Annotated in this window: 18 protein-coding genes and 1 pseudogene; 7 read left to right on the forward strand and 12 right to left on the reverse strand. The window is 40.3% G+C overall.

Going from position 1 to position 21,349, the window contains the following annotated elements; genetic code table 11:
* Positions 1-7: 7 nt before the first annotated feature.
* Complete coding sequence (locus tag HMPREF1210_RS09725; protein ID WP_016428495.1) at positions 8-1,525, reverse strand: spore germination protein; 1,518 nt, start codon at positions 1,523-1,525, stop codon at positions 8-10.
* Positions 1,526-1,693: 168 nt separating this feature from the next.
* Here HMPREF1210_RS09725 and HMPREF1210_RS09730 point away from each other — a divergent pair, with 168 nt between their 5' ends.
* Both HMPREF1210_RS09730 and HMPREF1210_RS17680 read left to right on the forward strand, forming a co-directional pair.
* Positions 1,694-2,548 carry a VOC family protein gene (locus HMPREF1210_RS09730; RefSeq protein ID WP_016428496.1) on the forward strand — a complete coding sequence of 285 codons (855 nt, stop codon included), beginning with the start codon at positions 1,694-1,696 and terminating at the stop codon, positions 2,546-2,548.
* A gap of 265 nt (positions 2,549-2,813) precedes the next feature.
* Entirely contained in the window at positions 2,814-3,026 is a 213-nt protein-coding gene (locus HMPREF1210_RS17680) for a hypothetical protein (protein WP_147640303.1), read from the forward strand.
* Positions 3,027-3,179: 153 nt separating this feature from the next.
* On the opposite strand, the pseudogene HMPREF1210_RS17685 reads toward HMPREF1210_RS17680, so the two are convergent.
* A pseudogene (locus HMPREF1210_RS17685) lies at positions 3,180-3,548 on the reverse strand (class I tRNA ligase family protein); the annotation flags it as partial.
* A 105-nt stretch (positions 3,549-3,653) separates the two neighbouring features.
* On the opposite strand from HMPREF1210_RS17685, the gene HMPREF1210_RS09740 reads away from it, so the two are divergent.
* The gene (locus HMPREF1210_RS09740; RefSeq protein ID WP_016428498.1) at positions 3,654-5,153 is read left to right on the forward strand and encodes an MDR family MFS transporter; all 1,500 of its coding nucleotides are present in this window, start codon (positions 3,654-3,656) and stop codon (positions 5,151-5,153) included.
* Positions 5,154-5,538: 385 nt separating this feature from the next.
* On the opposite strand, the gene recQ is transcribed toward HMPREF1210_RS09740, so the two are convergent.
* Positions 5,539-7,293 carry a DNA helicase RecQ gene (recQ, locus tag HMPREF1210_RS09745; RefSeq protein ID WP_016428499.1) on the reverse strand — a complete coding sequence of 585 codons (1,755 nt, stop codon included), beginning with the start codon at positions 7,291-7,293 and terminating at the stop codon, positions 5,539-5,541.
* 52 nt (positions 7,294-7,345) lie between these two features.
* Positions 7,346-7,951: a DUF1836 domain-containing protein gene (locus tag HMPREF1210_RS09750; protein WP_016428500.1), complete on the reverse strand. Its 606-nt coding sequence runs from the start codon at positions 7,949-7,951 to the stop codon at positions 7,346-7,348.
* A 142-nt stretch (positions 7,952-8,093) separates the two neighbouring features.
* On the opposite strand from HMPREF1210_RS09750, the gene HMPREF1210_RS09755 reads away from it, so the two are divergent.
* Positions 8,094-8,741, forward strand: coding sequence for a hemolysin III family protein (locus HMPREF1210_RS09755; RefSeq protein WP_016428501.1), 648 nt, complete (start codon positions 8,094-8,096; stop codon positions 8,739-8,741).
* A gap of 147 nt (positions 8,742-8,888) precedes the next feature.
* A complete protein-coding gene (locus HMPREF1210_RS09760) occupies positions 8,889-9,329 on the forward strand; it encodes a hypothetical protein (RefSeq protein ID WP_016428502.1) in 441 nt (146 codons plus the stop codon).
* Between the two features lie 166 nt (positions 9,330-9,495).
* Here HMPREF1210_RS09760 and HMPREF1210_RS09765 read toward each other — a convergent pair whose 3' ends face one another.
* The 6 genes from HMPREF1210_RS09765 to HMPREF1210_RS09795 all read right to left on the reverse strand — a co-directional run bounded on the left by HMPREF1210_RS09765 (position 9,496) and on the right by HMPREF1210_RS09795 (position 17,348).
* On the reverse strand, positions 9,496-10,797 hold the full coding sequence (locus HMPREF1210_RS09765; protein ID WP_016428503.1) for a M48 family metallopeptidase: 1,302 nt from the start codon (positions 10,795-10,797) through the stop codon (positions 9,496-9,498).
* A 142-nt stretch (positions 10,798-10,939) separates the two neighbouring features.
* Complete coding sequence (locus tag HMPREF1210_RS09770) at positions 10,940-11,728, reverse strand: alpha/beta fold hydrolase (RefSeq protein WP_016428504.1); 789 nt, start codon at positions 11,726-11,728, stop codon at positions 10,940-10,942.
* 154 nt (positions 11,729-11,882) lie between these two features.
* Positions 11,883-12,308, reverse strand: a complete 426-nt coding sequence (locus HMPREF1210_RS09775; protein WP_016428505.1) for a hypothetical protein — start codon at positions 12,306-12,308, stop codon at positions 11,883-11,885.
* Positions 12,309-13,072: 764 nt separating this feature from the next.
* Entirely contained in the window at positions 13,073-13,495 is a 423-nt protein-coding gene (locus tag HMPREF1210_RS09785; RefSeq protein WP_016428506.1) for a dual specificity protein phosphatase family protein, read from the reverse strand.
* Positions 13,496-13,507: 12 nt separating this feature from the next.
* Positions 13,508-15,625: a type IA DNA topoisomerase gene (topB, locus tag HMPREF1210_RS09790; RefSeq protein ID WP_016428507.1), complete on the reverse strand. Its 2,118-nt coding sequence runs from the start codon at positions 15,623-15,625 to the stop codon at positions 13,508-13,510.
* A 493-nt stretch (positions 15,626-16,118) separates the two neighbouring features.
* Positions 16,119-17,348, reverse strand: coding sequence for an alanine--tRNA ligase-related protein (locus tag HMPREF1210_RS09795; protein ID WP_147640305.1), 1,230 nt, complete (start codon positions 17,346-17,348; stop codon positions 16,119-16,121).
* A 69-nt stretch (positions 17,349-17,417) separates the two neighbouring features.
* Here HMPREF1210_RS09795 and HMPREF1210_RS09800 point away from each other — a divergent pair, with 69 nt between their 5' ends.
* Entirely contained in the window at positions 17,418-17,693 is a 276-nt protein-coding gene (locus HMPREF1210_RS09800; protein WP_016428509.1) for a hypothetical protein, read from the forward strand.
* Positions 17,694-17,727: 34 nt separating this feature from the next.
* Here the strand turns inward: HMPREF1210_RS09800 and cax are convergent, their stop codons facing one another.
* Together cax and HMPREF1210_RS09810 are read right to left on the reverse strand one after the other, a co-directional pair.
* A complete protein-coding gene (gene cax, locus HMPREF1210_RS09805; RefSeq protein ID WP_016428510.1) occupies positions 17,728-18,786 on the reverse strand; it encodes a calcium/proton exchanger in 1,059 nt (352 codons plus the stop codon).
* A gap of 324 nt (positions 18,787-19,110) precedes the next feature.
* Positions 19,111-19,830 carry a 3-ketoacyl-ACP reductase gene (locus HMPREF1210_RS09810; RefSeq protein WP_016428511.1) on the reverse strand — a complete coding sequence of 240 codons (720 nt, stop codon included), beginning with the start codon at positions 19,828-19,830 and terminating at the stop codon, positions 19,111-19,113.
* Between the two features lie 276 nt (positions 19,831-20,106).
* Between HMPREF1210_RS09810 and HMPREF1210_RS09815 the strand changes: the two genes are divergently transcribed.
* Complete coding sequence (locus HMPREF1210_RS09815; RefSeq protein WP_016428512.1) at positions 20,107-21,279, forward strand: M20 family metallopeptidase; 1,173 nt, start codon at positions 20,107-20,109, stop codon at positions 21,277-21,279.
* The last annotated feature ends 70 nt before the right edge of the window (positions 21,280-21,349 follow it).

The raw sequence follows: 21,349 nt of genomic DNA on the forward strand, positions 1-21,349 counted from the left end.
CACCCTTCTATTTTGTAGGCTTATTCACTTTCTTAGCTCTAGACATGCCTGTTCTCTTTTGGAGAAACGCCAATGGAAAACGAACAATGCTGTCTCTCAGGTCAGACCATGAGCGCGGTATCACTGGCGTCATATATGGTGTGCCGAGTGATGTTAAATTCAGTAAGTGGTTGAATAACCAGGCAAGAGCCAGCATTTGACCAAGCAAACCAAATAATCCTGCTGCCAAAATGAAAATGTATCGAACAAATCGACTGGCATTGCTCATGAGGAAATTTGGCATCAGGAATGACAATAAAGCGGAAACCGCTACAAGCACAATGAGTGTATTACTGACAAGTCCTGCTTCAACTGCTGCCGTCCCTATAACGATACCGCCTACAATACCAATTGTTTGACCAATTTTTGTAGGCATCCGCGATCCGGCTTCTCTCAGAATCTCAATTACCAATTCAATGAACAACACTTCAATCACAGGAGGAAATGGCACTCTGCTTCTAGATTCCTGGATCATGATTAATAGTTCAAATGGAAGAATGCCTGGATGATAGGAAAGAGCCGAGATATACATAGGTGTAAGCATAATGGTAATAAAGAATCCTGTGAATCGTAATATACGCAAAAGAGTAGCTGTGGTCCACCGGTTATAAAAGTCTTCAGATGAATTGAACATTTCGATAAATGATGAAGGACAAACCATTACAGTTTGACTATTTTCCATTGCAATAACAATTCGCCCATCAAGTAGTGAGCCGACAGCAACATCCGGTCTGGACGTTGCACCATATTGGGGAAATGGGGAAAAGGGATTGTCTTCTACCAATTGTTTAAGCATGGTGATATCCAGAAAACCCGTGTAATCCAGCTTTTCGATGCGGTCCTGAATTCGCTGAAGGTTTTCATCATTCACAAGATGTTCAATATACATAACCGATATTTTTGTATTCGTTTCCGTCCCGATTGTATATTCTTTACTTTTCAATCCCGTTTGCTGAATTCTTCTTTTTATTAAAGATAAGTTTGTGTTCAAGGATTCTGTAAATGCATCTTGTGGTCCAATTACGCTGGACTCCATTTCCGAGCTGGAAATGGCTCGTACTGGAGGACTGAATGTTTGAGCTTTTAAATATTGTAGTTTGTCATGATGATAGATAACCGTATTGCCATTGACAATGGACATAAGTATCTTTTGCTTATTCCAACCTTCCATTGCATCAAAAGACTTCAAGACTTCTCCCTGATCATTAACTAGCGGCAGGATGATGGCTTTATGTAAAATCAACGGATCAATCAGCGTGCTCAAATAGACAACTGTAACAAGACCTTCTTTTGTTTGATAATCTTTGAAAACTGCATCATCAATATCTTTGAGCTCGTCTTTAATAGATGCTAGGGAAACAGGTTTCAATTCAGGTTGTGTCGGTGTTGGTGATTGTGATTGTGATTGTGATTGTGATTGAGGTTGAGATGATAACTTGTTTTTGCTCTCTACAACCACTTGCCGTGCACGTTTCCATATTTTCATCCGATCACTTCCCTTAATATTGGAGGCATTTCTATTTGATTTAAGTCTTGACTACTGAAGGAAAGTTTATTCGAAAATATGTAAGTGTTGACATATGCCGCTAACTCCCTTAAACTAACTTACATAAAGTAACCAACTTTTTAAATGTAACCAAAAAGGAGAATGAATATGACATTCCATCAACATCCAACCACTTATACCAAGCATGTCCATTTACAAGTAGCGGACTTATCTCGCTCTATCATTTTTTATGAAAACATATTGGGACTTCGTATTTTGGATCAAACAAAATCAATTGTCAGTTTTACCACTAACGGACAAGATGCTATCTTAACAATTGAACAACCTATAGAAGTCAGCAACCACCCCGCAAACGCTGTAGGACTGTACCATATGGCCTTGCTACTGCCTTCCAAGAAAGACCTAGGAATCGTTTTCAATCATATTCGCAGCACCGGTTATCCGTTTAGCGGAGCGTCCGATCACATGGTGAGCGAAGCGCTTTACTTGAATGATATAGATGGAAACGGCATTGAGCTCTATTACGACCGTAGCCCAGATGTGTGGAAATGGCAACGTGACATGGTTGAAATGACCATCGATCCACTTGATATTCAGAGTCTTGTGGCAAGTGCAGAGCAGACACCATTCAATGGCATGCCTGAAGGAACCCTTATGGGTCACGTTCACCTCCGTGTCGCAGATCTCGATGAAGCAGAAACGTTTTATGTAAAAGGATTAGGATTCGATGTCGTGAATCGTTATGGAACACAAGCATTGTTCATATCTTCAAACGGCTACCATCATCATATTGCTCTTAATACATGGGGACACCCTAGTTCGATTAAACGCACGGAACAAACACTTGGAATGAAAAGTTTTTCAATCGTTTATCCAAGTGAAGAATCAAGACAAAAAGTTATTGCACAATTAAAAGAAATTGGTGCAACCGTTTCAGTACAAAGTGATTATGTAAGTGCGATAGATCCATCCGGTATTGAAGTTAAATTGTTTATCGCATAATTAAAGTCCCAAATAGAGAAACAAGTCGATAAGATACAACAAAAAGCCAAACCTAAACGGAAAACTTCCGAATATGTTTGGCTTTTTGTCTATGATCAAATTAATATCACAAAATCCATAAAAATCATCATACACACAATTGTCTCATATGGATGAGACAATTAATTCCATATTAAAAGTCAATGAATTACTTGAACAATCAAATTTGAGAGTTCCATTACCTAAACATTCATTTCAAACTTGCATAAATTAGAAAGATTTTATAATGAGGAGTGTAGTTAAATGGTTATGCCATTCGGAAGATTTGATGAAAGATCACGTTCGCGACAACGTTTCCCAAGTTTCCCAAGACCCCGAATATTCCCAAGGTTTCCGTTTTATCCGTTTTATCCGTTTTATCCGTATTATCCGTATTATCCTTATTATCCTTATTACCCGGGATATGGATATCCAGGGTACGGTTATTAACAATTATTAAATGTTCATGAAATACACTTGATACTTTGGAAGAATTCTACTCTCTATGTCACAAAGTATGTACTCAAATAGGTAATTGAATGATTTACAGTGGGATTATTGTACAATTTAAAAGAGATGGTGATTCCATTGTGGAATTCACCATCTCTTTTACTCATTTCGCGTTTAATCTAAGCTTCTCTAACTCTTCTTCGATCAGATTTACATCAATTCGTTCAAATAAAGGACTTACTTGGAAAACTTGATAAGCTACTTTTTCAATTGGCTGCCATGAAAATGGAGCCAATTGTAACATTTCATTAACTTTTTCACTGGAAAACGGCAGAAATGGCGCTAACAGTTGGGTGCAGTTAGAAATGATATGCACACATGTAAGCAGTACGTTTCGACAAGCTTCCCGTTTTTCATGAATGGTTTTCCACGGTTGCTGGGCGTCAAAGTATTTGTTTCCAAAGCGGATTGTTTCAAAGATGACTTCAATCGCTTGTTTAAAATGTCCGTTTTCAATGAGTAGCTCGACTTCATTGTATTTCGTTTTATTAGTGAAAGTTTCTTTTTTAGTGACACTATTGTTATACTTTTCCCATCACAGATTTTTCATATTTTTTACATAAGAGGAGCAATTAACATGATAGAACAAAGAAATTTACGCCTGGTCGTATCAGGCTTGCTTTTAGCGATTTTGATGGCTGCGATGGACAATACGATTGTTGCCACTGCACTTGGGTCGATATTGGCAGACTTAGGTGGAGTCGAGAGTTACGTGTGGATTACATCAGCATATGCTGTAGCCGTCTTGGCAGGGATGCCGATTTTCGGGAAATTATCCGATATGTATGGACGCAAACGGTTCTTCGTCTTTGGACTGGCAATTTTCCTGATTGGTTCTGCTTTATGTGGAATCGCACAATCTGTCCCTCAATTGGCTGTATACAGAGCTATTCAAGGAATCGGCGGAGGCGCATTGATGCCGATTGCTTTTACGATTGTCTTTGATATCTTCCCTCCTGAAAAACGTGGGAAAATGACCGGATTATTGGGAGGTGTATTCGGTGCTTCCAGTGTACTCGGTCCGTTACTTGGAGCCTTTATTACCGACACAATCAGCTGGCACTGGGTGTTTTATGTGAATGTGCCAATCGGAATTGTATCTCTATTTCTAATTCTGAAATTCTACAAAGAAACGAAGCAAAATGCGAAACTTAAGATTGATTGGCTTGGCGCGATCACCTTGATAACAGCTGTTGTTAGCCTAATGTTTGGACTAGAGCTCGCCGGCAAAGAATTTGCCTGGAGTTCATGGCAAAGCTACACATTATTCGGGATTTTCATTGTGTTTTTGATTGTCTTCTTATGGGCAGAAACGAAAGCATCCGAACCAATCATTTCGTTTTGGATGTTCAAAAACCGTCTGTTCGCTTCTTCACAAGTACTCGCATTTATTTTTGGTGCGACATTTGTCGGATTGACGATTTTCATACCTATTTTTGTTCAAGCCGTGTATGGGGGTTCCGCGACGAATGCCGGTATTATTCTGATGCCGATGTTACTTGGATCTGTTGCCGGAAGTGCATTCGCAGGGATTGCACAAACCAAAATTTCCTATCAGAAAATAATGGCTATATCCGTAGTTTTCTACGCAATTGGAATGGCATTCATGTCGACAATTTCTCCTGAAACAAGCCGTATTTTACTTACTTTGTATATGGTATTGGTTGGGATGGGCGTAGGGTTTTCATTTTCATTACTGCCTTCGGCGAGTATGCATAAGATGGATTATCGCCATCGCGGTTCTGCCAACTCGACAAATTCATTTTTCCGGTCATTGGGTTTGGCGCTGGGTATTACCATATTCGGGTCATTGCAGACGAAATTGATGACTAATGAAATACAAGACAAGCTTGGGGGTTCTGGTCAAGATGCATCGCAGACAATTGACAATTTACAGACCGTATTCCAACCCGAACAACGACAGATGATTCCATCAAACATTTTGGATGTCATTATCAATGCCATGTCGAATTCCATCTCGGCTACTTTCCTTTGGTCACTCATCCCGATTGCCATTGCAATCGTTGCTGTATATTTCATGGGGAATGAGAAGCTGGAAGTTTCAAAAGAAAAGTAACTGAAGACGACAATAATTAAAGGGCTTTTCCTCCGTCATGAATGATGACGACGGAAAAAGCCCTGTTTTTGTGTATTACCCCTCAACATCGACAAATAGACTGAGGAGAAATCCAGCACAAAATATTGCCAGTAAAAAAGACGGTACTGCCAGTACTATTTTCAACCACGTGGGAGTGTCCTTGAACCTGTTAAATAACCGGAAAGCAAACCACAAATGCATCCAACTAATGATGGTACGAATGATGGCGCTTTCCATCTTCATGTCATCGAAATGAACATATCGCTGAAGATTATCCATATCAGCAAAGAGGATTCCCATAAAAGCTAGTGCAGTTATGAAAAAGAGTAGACGAAAAATCTGAAATGATCTAAAATCCTAGGTCTCATTGATTGATGGCATTCAAAAATGCCACTCCATATTTCTCAAGTTTATTGGCACCTACACCACTGACTTCAAGAAACTCTTCCTCGGTTTTCGGACGTTTGGCACACATGTCTTTCAATGTTTTATCCGAGAAGATGACAAATGGCGGAACATTTGATTCGTCAGCCAATCGCTTTCTCACGATGCGCAGTTCTTCAAATAACGGATCATTGTCAGTAACTTGTTGGGTAACAATCGCCCCTTTGCGAAGGACTTTTTGATTTCCTTTCAGTACTTCTTTACTTTTCTCGGTAACATATATTGTTGGAAATGATCCATGTTCGACTGCGAGTAAGTCCTGTGAAATCATGAACTCCATCAAGTTCGCTACATCTTTCGCACTGTAATGCTTTAATATACCGTACGTTGTCAGTCTGTCAAATCCAAATTCAATTACCTTTTTATTTCTGGATCCCGTCAGTACTTGGGCTGTCAGCATTTTTCCGAATTTCTGTCCCATTCGAATGACGCATGAAAGGACCATTTGGACATCTTGTGTAACGTCCTGACTTTCCCGTTGGTCGGTGCAATTGCTACATTGGCCGCAAACGTCTGCATCGGCGTCACCAAAATAGTGAATGATGAATTGCTGCAGACAATTTTCTGTATGACAGTAGTCAACCATTCCCTGCAACTTGATAAGTTCGCCGGGTATACGACTTGGGTCTTGTGCTTGATCAATCAGGAATCGTTGGGTCTGAACATCCTGTGAGGCATAGAGTACAACACACGCACTCGGCAATCCATCACGACCTGCACGTCCTGCCTCCTGGTAATAACTCTCCATATTTTTCGGCAGTTGATAATGGATAACATAGCGAATATTTGATTTGTCGATACCCATTCCAAAGGCATTTGTCGCCACCATCACCTGAACTTCATCTTTAAGGAAACGTTCCTGCTCATAGGTGCGGTCCTCATCGTACATACCGCCGTGATATTTTGCCACGCTAATTCCTCGTTTTTGCAGCATGTCGTGAATATGATTGACTGTTTTTCGAGTAGCTGCATAAATAATGCCTGATTCGTTTTCATTTTTCATTAAATAATCTTTGACAAATTTTTCACGGTCTTGTCCACGAATAACAGAGAATGTTAAATTTGATCGTTCAAAACCGGTCATTACAGTGTTTTCTTCCGTGATATTCAGAATTCGGCAAATGTCTTCGCGCACTTGTGGTGTGGCAGTGGCAGTTAATGCAAGGACTGTCGGTTTATTCGGGAAAAGCTCGGTCATTCGACTGATTAATCGGTAACTTGGACGGAAATCATGTCCCCATTGAGAAATACAATGTGCTTCGTCAACAGCTATCAATGGTACTGGAATATCCCGAAGTTCATTCAAAAAGGACTGGGAGTCCAATCTTTCTGGGGCAATATATAAAAGTTTGACAGCTCCGCGTTGCACATCATACAGTACTTCACGCACTTCTTCATGACTCAATGAACTATTGATATATGCCGCATGAATGCCCGCTTCCAGTAAGGTATCCACCTGGTCTTTCATTAATGAAATCAATGGAGAAACAACAATCGTAGTACCTTCTAAAACTAGTGCCGGTATTTGATAGCAGATAGATTTCCCGCCACCAGTCGGCATCACGCATATTGAATTGTCGCCATTTAGTACTTGTGTAATTACTTGTTCCTGTCCGGTTCGGAATGACTCATATCCAAAAAAGGTTTGTAAGTATTTTGTTGCTTGTTCTAACACATGTGTCACTCCTTATCTGTTACAGATTGAAAGTTAATGATATTCAAGTTCTTCATTTTTTTGGTAGTACATCGCCCGTGACCCTTTGTGATTCCTCTTTTAATTCATCAATTAACAGCTCCGCTGCTCTACGGTACGAGTTACTGATGTTAACCAGTGAGGTGATCAGAAGAATTTTCTCCAATTTTTCCGCTTCGCTGTCTTTCATTTGGGCCACTTCTTTGTGGACATCTATTGCTCTTTTTTGGAATTCCGACTCGAAATCCGAGGCATTCCCACTCTGAATAGCAAGATAGCTATTATAGAATTTTTCTAACTCAAAGTCTTCATTTGTCAGTTTGGAATTAAGACCGTCCAGCGTTGACTTAATGTCATTGATTGATAGAGCACCTTTTAATTGATAGACCAAACTGATCAAGATGAGATGCTTCTTCGAATATTTTTTATTTTTTATAGGAATGAACAGCTTCGCTTTCGCATAGTTGTTGATCATAGTTTTGGTCAAAACTTTTTCTTCTTCATTGCGCTTTGTACTTTTAAAAGTGTGATCAAATAATTGAATGACTTGATCCATATATAAATCGATATCGGGCATTTCCTGAAGTGAAATGTTCTTCTCTAAAGAAAGTTTCCTCAACAATTCTTGTGTGTTTTCCATCTTGTATCCCTCGGTTTTCATTGGCATTTAGTAGTTTCAGTGTAACTTAAAAAAGACCAAGCGTAAATATTGACTAGATGGTGATATAGTTATATCGTTAAACATAGTATTAATAACTACATATTGAATTGGGGGCATTTAAATGCACGCTTATATTCGAGAACCTTTTAATAGTTTATCTCATTTAGTCGGTGCGGTATTATCTGTCATTGCGTTAATTGCTATGACTGTCAAAGCATCTATAAGTGATGTGCCTGTTCTTCATATTGTCGCCGTTATCATATTTGGCATCAGCATGGTTTTATTGTATACAGCATCCGCCACTTATCATATGGTAATTGCGAAGGACAATGTCATTGCTTTTTTCAGAAGACTTGATCACTCCATGATTTTTTTGTTGATTGCAGGATCGTACGCTCCTTTCTGCTTAATTGCTCTAAACGGCAAGAATGGATTTGTTTTATTTTCTGTCGTTACTGGTTTAGCGATCGCAGGTATTCTGTTTAAAATGGTGTGGTTCAACTGTCCGCGATGGCTTTCCACTGCTCTTTATATTGGAATGGGTTGGATTATTGTTTTTCTTGCCTCACCACTTACGGCAACTTTAAGTGCGAAGGGACTTTGGTTGCTCGTTGTTGGTGGAATCATGTACACAATAGGAGGTGTCATTTACGGTGCCAAGCCCAGTTTCATGAAATCCAAATACCTCGGTTTTCATGAAATTTTCCACATCTTCATTTTACTTGGAACTCTTTGTCACTTTTTGTGTGTATATATGTACGTATTATAGAAAAGTAACGAAGTGCCAGGCACCGGTTTTCTCAGAACCTTTGCCTGGCACTTTTGTATTGTTGCAACTGGCGTATGAATGGAACCCAAACCCTTCTTCGACAAAGCCATATACTAACTCGAATACAGTTTAAAGGAGGTACTCATTTTGGTTAATCAATTTCCCCCATTTCCACCTGGTGATGGCTCGCCAAACTTCCCTGGACGTGGTCCTGGATTTCCACCAGGATTCCCTGGACAAGGAGGATTTCCAGGTCAAGGTGGTTTCCCCGGGCAAGGTCCTGGATTCCCTGGTCAAGGAGGTGGCCAACAACCTTCAGGCGGCCCGCCGTCTGGTCCACCACCATCTTTCGTTCCTCAGCAAGCTGCCGGTGCTCGAGGTGGAGTTTCGGCTTTTGCAGTAGATCCCGGTGCGATTAGGGGCTGTTTGTTCCGGTTTACGTTTATATGGCTACGAAATGGTCGTTCTTTCTGGTTTTTCCCAACATTCGTTGGCAGACAATCCGTTGCAGGTTGGCGTTGGAATGGCCGTAGATGGACTTATTACGGAACAGATTTAGACAGAATCTCATCTTTCCAGTGTTTCTAGAACTTTTTTCTGTACAAAAATGAAGAGGACGCGATAAAGTCATTAACCTTGACTTTGTCGCGTCCTCTTTTTTTATTTAGCTATATTAAAGAATGTTGGCTCATGCGTAAATGCGGCTAGTGACGAAAAACAACAGGATAGTTTACCAAAGCCTTTAATTTAAAATCTATTGTGTAATTACTCTATAAAAATCTTCTTCATTATCGACTTCAAGATATGAAAAGGCTGATTCCCCTGAAGGATCTTCAAGTTCGGGATCTGCTCCGTACTCATAGAGCATTAATGCAAGTTCATAATTCTCGTTGTATAAAGCATCCATCAAAACAGTCGAATAGTCATTTAGAGCATTCGGATCTGCTCCAGCCTCCAAGAGAACTTGTGCGACATCGTTATTCTGTAAAAAACCTGCGTATGCGAGAGCAGTATATCCCTCAGCATCTGTTTCTTCCAGGTCGGCACCTTCATCAATTAAGGCATTTACTTCTTCAATATCCCCATCGTATGCCGCAGTCATAAGAGGAGTTTCTCCTTCGGTAGGATAATAGTCTTCCTCTGACAAATCGAATGTATCCTCTGAAAGAAGAGATGGAATGAAGCTTGAATAGACCAATCCCCCTGCTGAGAAAAAGAACACAATCAGCAGATAGACTCCAAACATCCCACCAAATAATAAACTGGCACCCAACACTATTTTCCCTTGTTTCGGTTCATATGAGGGTGTTCCCTCTACACGCATAAACTGTCCGACAGATTGGATGCGTTTTGGTAAGCGAGGATGACTAGATAAGACTTCACTTAACCACACAGCAACATTGGACTCACTCTTGATTTGCTCTAAATAGGCTGATTCGTTTACTTCTTGATACAAATCCTTGCCAGCTCCAAGAATCGTTAATGCCCGTTTTGCAGCAATTCCATTTTGAGTATAGAAAGCCGCTTCGCGGTCACATGTATATTCACATGAACGACTGTAAGCTTGTGATAAGAAAGGGATGAAAGTTGCAGGAAGCAGTAGCAGGTTCTTCCAAACATGGCGTCGTTTAATATGAGCAAGTTCATGGGCAATGATGAAATCAAGTTCAGCTGCTCCACCCTGTCTTGCAAGTTCGAAAACTTCTGAATAAACAACTACCATATCACGACCTAAAAAGCGTGTTGCAAATGCGTTTAATGCCCCTTCAGACTGAACAATAAATACATCGGGTACACGTTTCAGGCCCATTTCTTGCGATAAAACCACTACCCGTTCGTAAACATCCGGGAATTGGTTTTGGTTAATACGAATTCCATTCCCTCGGATTGATCCAAGCATAATCATATTTGCATAAATTACGATGGCTAATAAGCCCAGCGCTATGCCGATTCCGATAATTGAAATGGCCGCAATGATATAAATAAATATACTGAATATAATACTCAATACGAAGTATATCGTTTCTCTCTCTGATGTTACATTTGGTGTTCTCATTTTGCTGTCCCCTCTTGTATAAAATTTACATACAGTACTGAATTTAACGGATAATACAGAAGTGGTCAATATAATAATTTTTAGAAAATAAAAACAAAAAACGCAAAAGACCAAACCGATGGTCAATTGCGTTTTTGGGTACTTAAGATTTTAAGAAATCTTGAATTTCGGATAGTAATAAATCCGGTTTTTCCATCATGCTCATGTGTCCGGCACCTTTAATCAAAGCTTGGGAAATGGTTTCTTGATGAACAGAGAAAGTTTTTTCGGGAGGGATGACTTGATCCCTCTCCCCAGCAATCAGTAGCGCAGGCAACTTGCTGTTTTTGATGACATGATTTCGGTCTGGTCGATTTTTCATTGCTGTTAACATTCCGATTGCGCCTTCTTCAGTTGTTTCCTTCCCAATTTCTTTTGCTTTTTCTACATCTTCTGCATGCGTCTCCAAGTTTTCAGGCGCAAATAATTTAGGAATTAACCCCTCAATTAAAGCAGGGATTCCTTCCGATTTCACTTTCTCAATGGATGCATCGCGACCTTCTTTCGCTTCCTCAGAATCTGGATGCGCAGTAGAATGAATCAACGAGAAACCATTCAGTCGTTCTTCATATTTTTCTGCGAATGCCAATGTTATGTAACCACCCAAAGAATGACCAAACAATGTTACTTTCTCCAACTCCAATTGATCCAGTAGTTCTACTAACGTATCCGCCATGTATTCCATTCCGTAGTTCCCTTTAGGAAAAGTGGAGTCTCCATGACCCGGTAAATCGGGCACAATCACTCGATTCGTTTCGGATAATGCCGGAATCACTTTGTCCCAGTATTCATGACTTCCACAGAAACCATGCAGGAGGACAATTGCTTTCCCTTCACCACTGTCTTGGTATGCCAATGTCAGATTTGATAATTCAATTTGATGATGCCCCATCTTAACAACTCCCGTTTTCATGTTTGTCATACACTTATACCCATTATTTAAACTTTTAAGCGAGGAAATCGGTTAAAATACAAAAATAAGATAAAAGATACATTTTAAACACAAAAAAAGCATGCGCACTGAGTGTACGCATGCTTTCGATTATTTATTGGAAGAATTTAATCAATTGGTTGCTTGACGGTTCTTGTAAAGGAAATGTCTCATCACTGTCAGTCTGGCAGACCACATGCAATGTCGGCGTTTCCTTTACAATAAATTTCCAATGAGCCGTTTTTGAAGTACTCGTAGCTTTCAGTTCTTCACGCATCATTTTCTTTCTGAAATTGGCAAGCTTTGCAATCAAGAAACGTTCTTTGTAGCGAATTAACAAATACCCATTATGGGCAACACGGTTGTATTTGTTTAGACTAACTTCTCTTAAATCAAATCCATTAGACTTATTTTGAACAGACGGTGACAATACAAAAAAGTCACGTTTCTTAAAAATGGTTGTATTTAAATGTTGTACTAACCCTAATTCATTAGTCAAAAAGTCCTTGTTAACAGCACTTGGAATTTGATTATTATCCATTCTTCACCTCTTCTAAAAGTTCTCTTATTATAAGTATACACCTTTATGGATGAAATTTCACCTCTTCATGGCTTTAAACCACTACAGAATGCATGTCACGACAACATTTCTCACCCATTAATCGTTGCTGTTCATGATATTTCTCCACTACTTGGACAAATAATAATAATTTTAGATTTAACTGTTTTCAAATGAGATTATTTGATTTCTCCTGCTTAGTTTGCTTAAAAGTGGCTCATACTATTCCAATTAATTTTCTTCATTACATCAAAAAAAGAAGTTGTTGCTTATCGTGTCATTAGCGTTATCTGAATGAGCCAACAAGTATGAAAACTACATACTTGTAGGTCTCAAGCTTCGAAAGTGTTGCTCCTGCGGTTACTCGTCGCGAAGAATAGGGTCAAACTACCTTTGACCCTATTCTTTCCTGCGATATGCTAGGAGCAAATGTAACCTTTCGTTTTTTTCATTATCAACAGCTTTCTTTAATTGGATCTGATGTCTTACTCCAGAGGAATTGTGTCTTTCTCCAGGCGAATGAACAAATACGGTAGGTGAGTGGACAAAAAGCATAGTTGAACGGACGAAAACTCATAATGAATGGAAGAAAACCAAAGTTAAATGGACAATTACTCACAATGAGTGGACGAAAACCAATTTCCTTGTACCCTTTCGTTTGTTCTTCAGTATCCACTGCCTTCTTCATATAAATAAAAAAAGCAACCTTGATCCTCCTCAAGGTTGCTTTGGAATGACAATTTTATTTATTTTCCATAAATACGGGTTAAAGCCTCTTTGAATTGAGGTTTTACGTTCACTTCAGAACGAATCATTTTCACTTTCGCTTCAGCTTCTTCAATTGAATCAGCTAAACGGAGTTCCATCAACGTAGCCACAGCCATAGTTCCTGCTCTACCGCGACCGGTATTGCAATGGAAGAAGATTTTCTTGCCATCCTGGTAATCCTGAACAATTTGTTTGACACCAGTCCGAATCGATTCATCTTGGAATTCCCCATCATCCACAATTGGCTGATGTTTGCTGATTTCACTTGATGAAGCCGCAACTTCCGCACGCAAATCGTATACCACGTCGATTTTTTCGTCTTCAATCGCGTGTGGTACGTCGTTAACCCCACCAATAAATATACGATCGTCGATTAACGCTTGATAATTTTTTTCGTTCATTGTGTCATCCTCCTAGTTAAAATCCAGTTTTAATTGACCATTAGTGAATGTCAGCTTGGCATTGAAGTTTTTGCCCGTTTTTGAAACAAACCCTTTAATTAGGTCTGTTTTCCCTTTCACACATAAATCTTCAATGTGTTTGACGGACAACCGTTTCTTTAGGAACATGGCCGGAAACGTTTGTTTACAGCCCTCTTTATAGCCAGAGCAACCATAAAAATTCTTCCTTGAAATAATGGTTCCTTTTTTACAGGTCGGGCAAGTCGCAACTTCTTTTCTACTGACAAACGTTTCCGTCGTCATGTGAAAAGTCTTATCGCTCAGCTGCGTCGGCACATCATGAATCAATTGATTCAAGTATTTAGCTATACTGCCTAAAAACAATTCGGATGAGCCATTACCCGTTCCGATTTTCTTTAAATAGGCTTCCCATTTTGCGGTCATGACGGGACTTGCAAGTAAATTTCCTTCAATCGCTTCGCAAAGGACACGTCCTTTTTCAGTAATGGAAACGATATTTCGCTTAACTTCAATATACCCATGTCGTTTAATCGTTTCAATTATTCCGCTCCGCGTTGCTTCCGTTCCGAGCCCTTCCACTTCTTTAAGAATTTCAGTATCCACAGCATCTTCCACAAACTTCCCACAGGTTTTCATCATAGCAATGAGCTGGCCTTCCGTGTATGGCTTTGGTGGTGTAGTTTGACCTTCTTTAATTGCCACTTTACTTTTCACTTGTTCGTGCAGTGACAGCCTCGGTAAATTGGGCTCTTTTGCTGAAGACGGTTCTTTTTCATTCGAAAACAATGCTTTCCAACCTTTATCGATTTCCGTTTTGCCGCTCGAGAAAAAGTCCAGGCCATTTACATCCGTTGTCACCGTTGTTTCTTTGTATAAGTAATCTGAATGGAACATCGCGAGTGTGGTACTTAACACTTCTTCATACAAATTTCGTTCCTCACGAGACAAACCAGCCAATTGTTTGTCGCTCGGAATTTTTTTCGTTGGAACGATTGCATAGTGTTCCTGCACTTTTGAACTGTCGACATACCGTTTACTTGGATTCCTTGAAGCAACTTGGAAAGGATGCTGAATAAGCTGTTGGTAAGCTTCAACTTGATTAACAAGATACGAAAATTCATTTGGTGTAATGTGCTGAGTATCTGTTCTCGGATAGCTGACAAGTTTCTTTTCGTACAGACTCTGCATCGTCGATAGCACTCTTGCAGGACTATATTTCCATTTGCGATTGGCTGTTGCCTGAATGGTGGACAATGCATGAAGTTTAGGGGGAAGAATCTTTTTATCTTCCGTTTTCAGTTGCTTCACAGTGCCTGGAAGCAAGCCGTCTATTTGATGTTTGTTTAATAATTGTTGAGCTTCTTCAAGGCGCTTCATTTTGCCTTTCGCTTTCCCTTTATATGAACCATGTTCCGCTTTGAACGTTCCTTCTAATTCAAAAAAGGATTCTGGAACAAATCGTTCAATTTCAAGGGCGCGTTGGTAAATCAGGTAAACTGTAGGTGATTGGACTCGCCCTATAGAAAACACTTCACGAATTCCTTTTTGTTGAATGAGCAACGTGTAAAGACGAGAACCATTCATCCCAACAAGCCAATCACTCATTTGACGCGCCTTCGCTTCTTCATACATAAGCAAATCCTTGCGGTTGTCCTGCAACTGCATAAATCCTTTACGTACTTCATCCACTTCCAGAGAATTAATCCATAAGCGTTTAATTGTCTTGTTGCGGGCACGCGTGTAATCAAAGATACTATAAAAAATATTGGACCCCTCACGATCAACATCACATGCATTGATTACCGTATCAGTCTCATAAATCAATTTCTTAATGATTCCAAACTGTTTTGACTTGCCTTTAGCAATTTGAAATTGAAATTCATCAGGCAAAATAGGTAATGTCTGAAGAGACCACTTCGTCCATTTAGGATTATGGGACTTTGGATCGCGCAGTTCGACCAGATGCCCGATTCCCCATGTAATATAGGCGCCTTGCGGGAAAGCCTCGCATGGTTGTACATCAAAAAAGCCTTCCTGCTTCTTCACTTTGAAAGCATCTGCATATGCCTTCGCCTGACTCGGCTTTTCTGCAACAATAACCGGTTTCACAAAACCCCCACCTTTCTTTTTAGCCTTATGTAAAAAAAGTATAGCATCTACCGAACGCACATTCTACTTTTCAATGAGTAGTCTCATTGTTTGCCTTGCATTAATCGTCTCATTAAACAAGTTAACTCGACACTGAGATGGTAGTTACATCGTTGAAAAGATTTATCGCTCAGATTGGACCATTTATCGATCAAACTGGAGATTTATCGCTTAAAATCGAGTTTTATCGCTCAAACTAACACATTTATCAATCAAACACGTCTCATCAGCAAGTCAACTTGGAGAAACACAAACAAAAGAAGCCAGGTACCTTAATGTCGCGGGAAATTCACTGTCCCTCTCCACATGTCGGCACCTGGCACTAGCCAGCAAGCTTATTTGTTTACCAGTTTCAATTCAACTGGAATGGATTCTTCAACTTCTTCACCTTTTAAGTGAGCAGCAGCTGTTTCAAGTGGTGTCACTCCTATTAGATCCGGTTTTTGAGCAACACTTATATGAGGTATTGATGAATTTGCGACAAGTATTCTTGTCCAGTAAGCTCGGTCGTCCCTCCACCTTGAGCAAAGCTTTCTGAGCCGCCACCCTTACCGTTGATAATCGGCAAAATCTGTGCAGACAATTGCTTCATATTTGTATCGTTCTCAAGTCCGCGGGCAAGAACGACCTGTAGCAAACCTTCATTTTCCGCAATAAAGATGACCCGAAAGGCAGGTGCTTCAACTACAAGAAGACGAGCCAGTTTTTGCAAATCCTGAATCGGGCGTTGTTTAAAAATACGTTCAATGGAATCGTTGCTGACATTATCCGCAAGTAACTCCTTCACTTCATAGCTCAGTAATTGCTCACGAGATTCATCGATCAGTTTCTCATTCCTCTTCCCATTCTCGAGCAGTACTTTTACTGTCTGTGACAACCCTTCTTCAGATGCGCTCAACAGGTGTGTCACTTCTTGCAAAGTCTTTTGCTTACGGTGAAGTTGATTCAGCACTCGTCCTCCACAAACAAAATGCACTCGTACTTTTCCTTTTTGCATTTCAGTATCAAGAATCTTTAGCGAACCGATTTGAGCAGTGGATGATGGATGTGTTCCTCCGCAACCGTTGTAATCGAAATCTGCAATAATCACCAAACGAATGTCTTCTTCAACTGTTACTTGCTTTCGAAGTGGGTAATCTGACAATTCGTCTTTTGTGACCCACTTCGTTTCGATTGGCCGGTTATCTAATATGATTTGATTTGCGCGTTTCTCCACTTCCAGCAATTGCTCGTCTGATACATTCTTCACATCCAAATCAATCGTAACCAGTTCTTTCCCTAAATGAAAACTGGTCGTTTGTATGCCAAACAATTCAACAAAGGCAGCTGTCAATATATGTTGTCCCGTATGCTGTTGCATGAAATCAAATCGACGGTTCCAATCAATTTCAAATTCAACCGCGTCCCCCACTTCGAGCAATGGTTCTGATATGTAATGTCGGATTTCACCGTCAACTTCCTCCACATCAATGACTTCAACTTCATTTATGGCACCTGTGTCGTGGGGCTGTCCTCCACCAGTTGGATAAAAGAGTGTTTCTTCTAACTTGACGTACCATCTATCGGATTCGTCTTTCATCTGACTCACTACAATTGATTTTCCTTTTTGGCAGTAAGCATCTTGGTAAAATAATTTATGTTTCAATTTTAATATTCTCCTTTTATGTTGCAGATTTTGATTCATATGACTTATCACCTTGAAAAATGGGTATATAAAATAATGTACCATCAATTAGCATAGAGGAGCCATGGAATGAAAACAGATATATACCAATCTGAACCTGGACATAAAACTGATTTTCCACTTCCTTTATCTCATGCGAATAGTTTAAATAGGTATCAAGGGATTATTGTAGCTAGTTTTTTTGATTCTACAATGTGGATGGGGAAAAATGCAAAACGAACATCCTATTTGGAAGTGGATATTCTTCAATCCATTACCCGCAATACGGTTCAGCAATTCAAATCGATTTGTGAAATTAATACCCCTGTGGAAATGATGGTGCAAAAAAAGCTTTTGACTGATTAAAGTCAAAAGCTTTTTTCGTTCGGTTATTTGGATATTACAATAAATAAAAACCAATGCCCATAATAAGATAAGCGGCAAGCAATGTGAGTCCTTCAAACCAATTGGACTCCCCGTCGTTGGAAACGCTGATCGTTAAGAGAACTGCCGTAGCCATGGCAACGAGCTCCGGCATGGTAAAAACTAGCGGCATTGCTGTAGGCATAAATAAAGAAATAATGACGAGCACAGGAGCTACGAACATAGCAATTTGCAACGTAGAACCAATGGCAATTTCCACGGCAACGTCCATTTTGTTTTTCAGGGCCATTAAGATAGCAGACGAGTGCTCAGCTGCATTCCCAACAATCGCAACGATGATTACCCCAATGAATAGTTCGGACCATCCAAATTGCTCTCCTACCGCTTCAAAAGTATGAACTAGATTTTCAGACACATAAGCAACAGCCAGTGTCGATAGCAGCAAGATGGTCAAAGCTTTTTTCTTCGACCATTCAGGTTCTTCATGTTCTTCAGTTGTTCCATCACCCTCAGTGTGTGCATATACACCTCGATGTGTGACCAATTTGAAAACCAGTCCCGCTAAATACAGAACAATCATGATAATTGAAATCCCGACGCTTAACTGCAACGTTTTCGATTCATTCATGGACATAGAAAAAATTTCCGGAATAACGAACGCCACAATAACTGCGAAAACGAGTAATCCAGAATTATGACGGGCATCATGGATGCTAAATTTCTGGCGTTTAAATTTCAGTCCACCCATGAAGAAGGAAAGTCCTCCAACTAACAATAAGTTCCCGAGTACCGAACCAGTCAAAGAAGCCAATACGACGCCAATTAAACCAGCTTGTAGGGCAAAGATAGAAATAATCAACTCTACCGCATTCCCAAACGTGGCATTCAGTAACCCACCAATTCGAGGACCACTGACCACTGCCAAACTTTCAGTCGCTCGTCCCATAAAGCTAGATATCGCGATAACAGTCACCGAACAAATAATAAACATGGCAATACTCGACCAATGCAATAATGATGCCACAAATGTTAATGGTACCCCGACCAGTACAAGAATAGTAAAAATCCGATTCATACATTCACTCTCCAATAAAAGAAATTCTAAATTATATGATATTCCTTTATCCATACCCAATCAACAGGAGATTCTACACGTTTTGAAAAAATTTAATGGGCGGGCAACTTTGGGCTAAAGTGATTTCATAGATTAAATCTGAATCAAAAATGATTTCTCAGATTCTGTAATAAAAGGATACCCATTTTTCACTTTTCCAATTAAGCAAATATCATTATCAAATTGAGGTCTCTTTTTGTAAAAAGAGCTATAAACGTTAATTGCAATAAAAAATGCCGAGCGGATGGCGAAATTCGCCCATCCCTTGACATCATTTTAGAGATTCTATGGATTGGTTGACCACAGTCCCGCTTCTTTTATAAAGATTCGCTTGTTTAATTTTAATTGGGCAACGATAAATTCTGCAATATCTTCTGGTTGCATCACTTTATCCGGATTGCCATCAGTCAAATCATTGTCGATTGCTAAATCTGTAGCTACTGTACTTGGCGTCAACGCGGTGACACGGATATTGTGCTTACGTACTTCCATTGCGAGTGATTCAGTGATCCCAAGAACCCCAAACTTCGAAGCGCTATATGCACTTGTAATCGGTGCGCCTTTTTGCCCTGCAGAAGAGGAAATATTGATAATGTCTCCCGCTTGTTGTTCAATCATTCCCGGCAAAACAGCACGAGTCACATAATAAACGCCCATCAAATTTACTTGAATGATCTTTTCCCATTCAGTAATTTCAAGGTCCATAAATTTACCGAATTTCGCAATGCCTGCATTATTAATCAATATATCGACTGTACCCAGTTGATTCGTCAACGACTCAATTGAACGTGTCACTTCGTCATTTGAAGAAACGTCAGCGGTTGCGAAAACTGCTTTCACACCTGTTCCTTCCACTTCTTTTACAACTTGTAGCAAATGTTCTTCAGATCTAGCAAGGAGTCCAACATTCACTCCCTCTTTAGCTAAAGCTACCGCAATGGCACGGCCAATTCCGCGTCCTGCACCTGTAATTATGGCGTTCTTACCTTGTAGAGATGTAGCCAATATGATTTCCTCCTATTCATCGTGTGTATAAAAATCCACTTCCCATATGAGAAGTAATTTGTCTTCTAGACAAGAAATGTACGTGTGGTGGAATCGCGAAAGCTACTGTCCTGACTTTCAACGCACTAAATTATTTTAACCAATCGATTCGTGAGTTAAAAGCAAACTGTCTCGTCCGTAGATCACCTTTTCACTTGATTGCATAAAACATTCAAAATTAACTGGCGATTTGTTACAATAATTTATAATCTAGATTACACGCTTGGAGGAATGACAATGGAAAAACTATTGCTACATAAATTGGAACAATCCTTTGATGAAATGGTCGCTGTTCGTCGACATTTACATATGCATCCCGAACTGTCCCACCAGGAAGTGGAGACTCCAGCATTCATCGCTGCTCAGTTAGAATCAATGGGAGTAGAAGTGAAACGCGGGGTAGGCGGACGAGGTGTCGTCGGTACAATCAGAGGCGGTAAGCCAGGAAAGACCATTGCCTTCCGAGCGGACTTTGATGCATTGCCCATTCAAGATATGAAAGAAGTTCCTTATAAATCGACCGTTCCCGGAGTGATGCATGCATGTGGACATGATGGACATACTTCAGCTTTGCTTGGATTTGCGAAGGCCATGATGGAAGTGAAAGAGGATATGCCAGGCAATATCGTGCTCATCCACCAATTCGGAGAAGAATTATCCCCGGGCGGAGCGCGAGCCATGATTGAAGATGGTTGTCTTGAAGGGGTTGACCTCGTTTACGGTGCCCACTTGCAAAGCAAAATGGAAAGCGGTTTTGTATATGTACGGAATGGTTTTCTTCAAGCCTCTGAAGATACGATTAAAATAGTGGTGCGTGGATTTGGTACACATGGAGCTGAACCGCATAACGGCGTCGATCCCATATTGGCAGCGAGCCATATCATGGTGGCCTTGCAAACCATCGTCAGTCGAAATACAGATCCTTTAAAGGAACTAGTCGTTTCGATAGGGAAATTTCATGCCGGCGATGCCGACAATGTCATTCCAAGTGAAGCGGTGCTCGAAGGGACCATTCGGGTATTCGATCCGGAGTTGCGCAAATTGGCCAGCCGTCGAGTGCGCGAAATCGCTGAAAATGTGGCAATGGGCCTTGGCGCAAAAGCAATTGTCACCATTGAAAATGGCTACGACGCATTATGGAACCATGCCGAAGCGATGGATACAGTCCGACAGGCAGGTTATGAACTTTACGGAGCAGATGCAGTCATTGAAACAATGCCAGTCATGCCTGTAGAAGATTTCAGTTACTACACACAAGTTGTGCCGGGAGCCTATTTCTTCGTGGGTGCAAAATTACAAGACGAATCGTGCGTATTTCCCCACCACCATGAACAGTTTGATTTTGACGAAAAAGCCATGTTGATGACTGCCAAGCTATTCGCCGCCATCTATTTAAAAGCACAACAATAAATACGAGCGGTATCTAGCCAACTCCTTGGCCAGGCACCGCTCGTTTTTCTATTCTAAACAACTTTGTCTT

Origin of the sequence: Paenisporosarcina sp. HGH0030 (assembly GCF_000411295.1) — a bacterium.
Taxonomy (GTDB): domain Bacteria; phylum Bacillota; class Bacilli; order Bacillales_A; family Planococcaceae; genus Paenisporosarcina.